This is a genomic window from Saccharomonospora iraqiensis subsp. iraqiensis (assembly GCF_000430445.1).
GTDB lineage: Bacteria > Actinomycetota > Actinomycetes > Mycobacteriales > Pseudonocardiaceae > Saccharomonospora > Saccharomonospora iraqiensis.
The window spans coordinates 76,154-83,023 of record NZ_KE387102.1 but is presented as its reverse complement, the minus strand read 5'-3'; the positions used below and the strand labels follow the sequence as shown (position 1 = coordinate 83,023).

The following is a 6,870-nucleotide window of genomic DNA, read 5'->3' as shown; positions in this document are numbered from 1 at the left end:
CGCCGCCGCCGAGACCGTCCTGCCCGGACCGGGTCCGCTCCGCGGGGCACCGGCCGAGGAGACCGGGCTGCTCGTGCGCTGGCTCGCCGTCGAGGGCGTCCGGCTCGTGCGCACCTCGACGCCGTGGGCCGAACCGTTGCACGGCGCGGGCGGATGGACCGACTGGCTCGACCGGGCCACCACCGCCACCGAACTCGAACGCCTCGCCACGTCCGACGGGCGGTGACGCGCGGGCCCACACCCGCACGGGTGGAGCCGGCACCGGCGTACCGTCATCGCCACGGAGCCGTCCGGACACACCGGCGACACCGTGCCCACCGACCGACCCGAGGAGGTACCCCGTGATCACCGCGATCGTCCTGATCCACGCCGCGACCGACACCATCCCCGAGGCCGCACGCACGATCGCGGACATCGACGGCGTGTCCGAGGTCTACTCGTGCGCCGGGGACGTCGACATGATCGCGATCGTGCGTGTCTCCGGCCACGAACAGCTGGCCGACCTCATCCCGGGCCGGATCGCCAAGGTCGACGGTGTCCTCGACACCGACACCCACATCGCGTTCCGGTCGTACTCCAGCGCCGACACCGAGTCCGCCTTCGAGATCGGCATCGACGAGGGCTGAGCCGACCCGGAGCGGGCCGACCACCCGGAACGACACGCGAAAGGGCCGCCCACCACGGGGGTGGGCGGCCCTCTCCGCTGTCGTCCGCTCGACGTCGTGCGTCAGCGTTCGCTCGACGAGCCTGCCTGTTCCGGCTGCGGCGCCTCCAGCTCACCGGACTCGGGGTAGTCCCCGTGCTCGGTCTTGGCCCGCTCCAGCGCCGCCGTCTCCTCCGGCGGGTCCGGCGTGATCCACGAGCCGGGCACCGGCTTGCCCGCCGTGCCGAGCTTGTTCATCTTCTTCGGCACCGACGCACCCTGGTACTCCAGCGGCACCGGATGGCCGTGCTCGTCCACCGGGCCGAGCGGCTGGTGGACCTCGATGAACTCACCGTGCGGCAGCCGCTTGATGATGCCGGTCTCCACGCCGTGCTCCAGCACCTCGCGGTCGGAGCGCTGCAGGCCGAGACAGATCCGGTAGGTGACGTAGTACGCCAACGGCGGCAGCAACAGCAGCCCGATCCGGCCCGCCCAGGTCATCGCGTTCAGCGAGATGTCGAACTGGTAGGCGACGATGTCGTTGAACCCGGAGATCTCCAGCACCATGAAGAACGTCAGCGCCATGACGCCGAGCCCGGTGCGCACCGGTGCGTCCCGCGGCCGTTGCAGCAGGTTGTGGTGCGCGGTGTCCTTGGACAGCTTCCGTTCGAGCAGCGGGTACGCAAGCAACAGCCCGAACAGCAGCCCCATGCCGATCGCACCGGCGAAGAACACCGGCGGGACCGTGTAGTCCCCGAGGTAGAGCTCCCAGGCGGGATAGATCCGCAGGATGCCGTCCGCCCAGGCCAGGTACCAGTCGGGCTGGGACCCCGCCGAGACCTGTGACGGGTTGTACGGCCCCAGGTTCCACACCGCGTTGATCTGGAACATGCCGGACATCAGCGCGGTGAAGCCGGTGACCACCGCGAACCAGGCGCCGCCCTTGAGGGCGAACACCGGCATGATCCGCACACCGACGACGTTGGACTCCTTGCGCCGCACACCGGGGAACTGGGTGTGCTTCTGGTACCACACCAGCGCCAGGTGGACCGCGACCAGCGCGAGCATGATCCCGGGGACGATCAGGATGTGCAGGGCGTACATCCGCGGAATGATCACCGTGCCGGGGAACTCGCCGCCGAACAGCGCCCAGTGCGCCCACGTACCGATCACCGGGATGGACAGCGTGATGCCGGACAGGGTCGCCCGGACACCGGTGCCGGAGAGCAGGTCGTCCGGCAGCGAGTAGCCGAAGAAGCCCTCGAACATGCCCAGGATGAGCAGCAGCGCGCCGATCACCCAGTTGGCCTCCCGCGGCCTGCGGAAGGCGCCGGTGAAGAACACCCGCATCATGTGCACGAACATCGCCGCGACGAAGATCAGCGCCGCCCAGTGGTGCAGCTGCCGGATGAACAGCCCGCCCCGGACCTCGAACGAGATCTCCAGCGTCGACTCGTACGCCCGGGTCATCTCGACGCCCTGCATGTTCGTGTACGGGCCGTCGTAGACGACCTCCGCCATCGACGGATCGAAGAACAGCGTCAGGTAGACCCCGGACAGGATCAGGATGATGAAGCTGTAGAGGGCGAGCTCCCCGAGCAGGAAGGACCAGTGCGTCGGGAAGACCTTGTTCATCTGGTGCCGCAGCCCACGCGCCAGGTGGTAGCGCTGGTCGGCGTTCGTCGCCGCCTCACCGGCCTGTTTGGACAGGAACCCGGATCCCTTCGTCGGCGTGGTCAGTGAGCTCATGACGCGCGCTCCCAGTAGGCCGGCCCGACCGGTTCATCGAAATCGTGCCGGGCGATGAAGTACCCCTCCTCGTCCACCGTGATCGGCAGCTGCGGCAACGCGCGGGTCGCGGGGCCGAAGACAGGCTTGGCGTACTGCAGTACGTCGAACTGCGACTGGTGGCACGGGCACAACAGCCGGTTGGTCTGCTGCTCGTACAGCGAGGCCGGACAGCCGACGTGGGTACACACCTTCGAGTACGCGTAGTACGTACCGTAGTTGTACCCTTCCTGGCCCGCACGCTGGACGACCTGCTCGGCGTCCTCGGTCCGCAGCCGGATCAACAACACCGGGCTGTCCGCCCGCTTGAGCGCGACGGCCAGTGCGTGGTCGTCGTTCCGCTCGGACTCGCGGAACGGCCAGACCGTCTCCATCCCGCCCGCGTCGAGGTCCTCCGGACGCACCAGCGAGACGTCGTGCGGGTTCCCGGTACTGCGGCGGAGATAGACCTTCTCGCCGGGGAACTGCTTCTTCCACGCGGTGTGCGCCAGCGAGTCCTTGCTCTCCGGGTTCGCCCACGGGTCCTCGATGAACCCGGCCAGCGGCAGTGCCACCGTCCCGAGGCCGAGGACACCGGCACCGGCACCCGCCGTGCGCTTGATCATCGAGCGCCGGGCGATCGTGCTGCGCTCACCGCTGTCGGACAGCTGCGCGAGGATCGTCTGCCGGTCGATCGCGTCCGACCCCTCGCCCATGTTGTCGGAGCGCTGTTGCACCGCCAGCTCGTCCGGGACGAACCGCTTGGTGTAGAGCAGCACGGCCACCGACAGCGCGAGCACGGAGATGCCCAGGGTGATCCCGAGCATCGGGGTGTACCAGCTGTACCAGAAGTGCGCGCTCTCCTCCGACGGCGGCGCGTACTCGGACGGCCAGAAGATCAGGGCCGCGAGGAAGGCGAGCCCGAACACCGCCGAGACCGCGAACCACAGCGCCACCGAACGCTCGGCGCGCTTCTCGGCCCGCGTGCCCTCCACCGGCCACGGGTCCGGATAGTTGACCAGCTCGACGCCGTCGAGCCTGCCACCGAGCTCGACGAGCTCGTCGCGGCTCATGCGCGACAGCTCCTCGTCGGAGGGCCGCTCCCGCGGCTCGTTACCGCTACTCATGCTCTCTCGAACCTGCCTCGCTCCGCTCCGTGTGCGGGACGCGGACGCCCCGCACCGTCTGCCTTCGCCACCGACCGCGCCCGGTCGGCCTGCCGTACCCGCGGATCACCGATCCGTCACGCCCTCGACCCGATCCAGAGCGTCGCGCCGACCAGGGCACCGATCCCGACGACCCAGGCGATCACGCCCTCCGAGGCCGGGCCGAACCCGCCGAGCCCGTTGCCGCCCGGGTTGTTGTTCCCGTCGGAGACCGACTTCACGTAGGCGACGATGTCCTTCTTCTCCTCCGGGCTGAGCTGGCGGTCGGAGAACTTCGGCATGTTCTGCGGGCCGGACTGCATCGCCGTGTAGATCTCGGACTCGCTGGCCGGGCCGAGCTCCGGTGCGTACTTGCCCGCCGACAGGGCCCCGCCCTGGCCGGTGAAGTTGTGGCAGGACGCGCAGTTCAGCCGGAACAGCTCCGCGCCGCGCGCGGGGTTCGTGCCGTGCAGCGCCTCGCCGGACTCGGCGGGCCGCTCCGGGCCGCCGCCGTTGGCCTGGATGTAGGCCCCGAGGGCGTCGATCTCCTCCGGGGTCAGCCTGGCGGGCTTGCGCGCGGCCTGGGCCTCCTGGCGCACCATCGGCATCCGGCCGGTCGAGGTCTGGAAGTACACCGACGCCTCGCCCACGCCGACCAGCGACGGGCCGCGGTCCTCCACACCCTGCAGGTTCGCGCCGTGGCAGCTGATGCAGGTGTTGTTGTAGATCTCCTCGCCCTTGCGCAGCAGCGCCGGATCCTCCTGCGCCTGCGCCGTCTGCGGTTCGGGGACGAACGTGGCGTACAGCGCCCCCGCACCGAGCAGGGCGACCCCGAGCGCGAGGACGCTCGCCATCCGGCGGCGGAACTTCGTGCGACGGCCCGCCCGCCTCGCCGACGCGGCCTCGGTGTTCGTACTGGTGGTCATCTTCTGCGGCAACCCTTGCTGTCAGTTCGGCCTTGCTGTGCGCCCGGCCCTCGGTCCGGCCGGGCGGGTCGTCAGGGAAGGATGTAGATCACACCGAACAGGCCGATCCACACGATGTCCACGAAGTGCCAGTAGTACGAGACCACGATCGCGGAGGTCGCCTGTGCGGGGGTGAACTTGCTCAGCCGCGTCCGGATGAGCAGGAAGACGAACGCCACCAGGCCGCCGATGACGTGCAGCCCGTGGAAGCCGGTCGTCATGAAGAAGACCGTGCCGTAGGCGCCGGACGGGATCGTCACGCCCTCGCTGACCAGCATCACGTACTCGTAACCCTGGCCCAGGACGAAGACCGTCCCCATGAGCAGGGTCACGAGGTACCAGCGGCGCAGCCCGAAGACGTCCCCACGTTCGGCCGCGAACACGCCGAGCTGGCAGGTGACCGACGACGCCACGAGAATGATCGTGAACGGCAGCGCGTAGCTGATGGCCAGGTGGATCGGCTCACCGGTGGCCGGGTTCGGTGGCGGCCACACGCCGGTGTCGTTCTGGGCCTTGACCGTGAAGAACATGGCGAAGAGGCCAGCGAAGAACATGAGCTCGCTGGACAGCCACACGATCGTGCCGACACTGACCATGTTCGGCCGGTTGAGCGAGTGCACCCGCTGGCTGATGGAAGGAGCTGCCGTTGTCACGGCTCGCATTATGTCTCCCCCTCCCCGGTCCCCGCAGATCGGGTCCTACGGATGGTCGTGGATCGCAGGTCGGGACCGGTGAACCCGCTGGGTATCCACGGGGTTCGAGGGTTAGCATGGGGCCGGTCACCACCGCCGACGCCCGGAGGACACGAGGATGAGCGAGCCCGCGACGACGATCCTGGTTTTCAGCCACCGGGCACCGGTCCGTGAGTCGATCATCAACGCGATCGGCCGTCGTCCCGCCCCTGACCTGGGCAGAGTCACCTACGTGGAGGCCGACGGGGTCGCCGACGTGCTCAGCCGGATGGACTCGGGTGACATTGATCTCGCCGTGCTCGACGGTGAGGCACAACCCACCGGCGGCATCGGTCTGTGCCGGCAGCTGAATCACGAACTGGACGACTGTCCGCCGATCGTGGTGGCCGTGCGCCGCGCGGACGACCGATGGCTGGCGACCTGGTCGCAGGCCGACGCCGTGCTGGTCCACCCGCTGGACCCGTTGACGGCCGCGGAGACGGTCGCGGACGTGCTCCGTTCGCACCAGCGCCCCACCGTCCGCGGATGACCGGTCGCGGGCACGCGACCGTGCCCGACGACACGGACCCCGGAATGATCCGGACGTGCCGCCGGGCCCCGTAGTCCCCCGGACCGCCGCACGATCGGCGGTCCCCGTAGGAAGTGATCCGGTCGGTCCCCCCGTCGGCCCTGCCGACGCGGAGGACGCCGCCGGTTCCGGAGAGCGACGATGTCCGAACACACCTGGCCCTCGGTCCTGAGCGCCCTCATCGAGCGCACCGACCTGTCCGAGGAGGGCACGGCGTGGGCCATGGACCAGGTGATGTCCGGCGAGGCCACGCCCGCGCAGATCGCGGGGTTCGCGGTGGCGTTGCGCGCCAAGGGCGAGACGGCCGCCGAGATCGCGGGTATGGCGCGCGCCATGCTGGCGCACGCACGCCGGGTGGAACTCGACGTCCGGACCGTCGACATCGTCGGCACGGGCGGCGACCGGTCCGGGTCGGTCAACATCTCCACGATGACCGCACTGGTGGTGGCGGCGGCGGGCACCCCCGTGGTCAAGCACGGCAACCGCGCCGCGTCGTCGAAGTCCGGTGCGGCCGACGTGCTGGAGGCGCTCGGGGTCCGCATCGGGGCCGAGCCGGAGGAGGTCGCCCGGAGTGTCGGCGACCTCGGCATCGGCTTCTGCTTCGCCCCGGCCTTCCACCCCGCCCTCCGGCACGCGGGCGGGCCCCGCCGGGAGCTGGGTATCCCCACCACGTTCAACCTGCTCGGACCGCTGACGAACCCCGCGCAGCCCCGGGCCGGGCTCATCGGGTGCGCCTACCCGGACAAGACCCGGGTGCTCGCCGAGGTCTTCGCCCGGCGGGGGGACAGCGTCCTGCTGGTGCGCGGGGACGACGGTCTCGACGAGATCACCACGACCACCACCAGTTCGGCCTGGATCATCACCGGGGGCGGGGTGAGCACCGGCACGATCGATCCGACCGAGCTGGGGATCCCGCTCGTCGGGCCGGAGGCGCTGCGCGGCGGGGACGCGGAGACGAACGCGGAGGTGGCGCGGCAGGTGCTGGACGGCAAGACCGGACCGGTCCGGGACGCGGTGCTGCTCAACGCCGCGGGCGCCCTCGCCGCCCACGCGGGCTTCTCCGGTGACCTCACCGCCGACCTGCGGGCCG

General features: G+C 70.1%; 7 protein-coding genes and 1 pseudogene. 4 read left to right on the top strand and 4 right to left on the bottom strand.

From position 1 onward, the window contains the following. Both ACTIR_RS23550 and ACTIR_RS0114855 read left to right on the top strand, forming a co-directional pair. A pseudogene (locus ACTIR_RS23550) lies at positions 1-226 on the top strand (DEDD exonuclease domain-containing protein); the annotation flags it as partial. Positions 227-341: 115 nt separating this feature from the next. Further along, on the top strand, positions 342-626 hold the full coding sequence (locus ACTIR_RS0114855) for an Lrp/AsnC family transcriptional regulator (protein ID WP_007025857.1): 285 nt from the start codon (positions 342-344) through the stop codon (positions 624-626). Between the two features lie 101 nt (positions 627-727). Here the strand turns inward: ACTIR_RS0114855 and qcrB are convergent, their stop codons facing one another. From qcrB to ctaE, 4 genes are all read right to left on the bottom strand, one after another. Continuing rightward, positions 728-2,392, bottom strand: a complete 1,665-nt coding sequence (gene qcrB, locus ACTIR_RS0114850; RefSeq protein ID WP_026454885.1) for a cytochrome bc1 complex cytochrome b subunit — start codon at positions 2,390-2,392, stop codon at positions 728-730. Then, the gene (gene qcrA, locus ACTIR_RS0114845; protein ID WP_026454884.1) at positions 2,389-3,537 is read right to left on the bottom strand and encodes a cytochrome bc1 complex Rieske iron-sulfur subunit; all 1,149 of its coding nucleotides are present in this window, start codon (positions 3,535-3,537) and stop codon (positions 2,389-2,391) included. The genes qcrB and qcrA overlap by 4 nt, the downstream gene beginning before the upstream one ends. Before the next feature lie 116 nt (positions 3,538-3,653). Continuing rightward, the gene (qcrC, locus tag ACTIR_RS0114840; RefSeq protein ID WP_026454883.1) at positions 3,654-4,481 is read right to left on the bottom strand and encodes a cytochrome bc1 complex diheme cytochrome c subunit; all 828 of its coding nucleotides are present in this window, start codon (positions 4,479-4,481) and stop codon (positions 3,654-3,656) included. Positions 4,482-4,552: 71 nt separating this feature from the next. Beyond that, entirely contained in the window at positions 4,553-5,182 is a 630-nt protein-coding gene (ctaE, locus tag ACTIR_RS0114835; RefSeq protein WP_026454882.1) for an aa3-type cytochrome oxidase subunit III, read from the bottom strand. 148 nt (positions 5,183-5,330) lie between these two features. On the opposite strand from ctaE, the gene ACTIR_RS0114830 reads away from it, so the two are divergent. Beyond that, positions 5,331-5,741 carry a response regulator gene (locus ACTIR_RS0114830; protein WP_026454881.1) on the top strand — a complete coding sequence of 137 codons (411 nt, stop codon included), beginning with the start codon at positions 5,331-5,333 and terminating at the stop codon, positions 5,739-5,741. A gap of 180 nt (positions 5,742-5,921) precedes the next feature. Then, positions 5,922-6,870, top strand: a 949-nt coding sequence (gene trpD / locus ACTIR_RS23545) for an anthranilate phosphoribosyltransferase (protein ID WP_034240242.1), incomplete at its 3' end; no start/stop codon positions are given.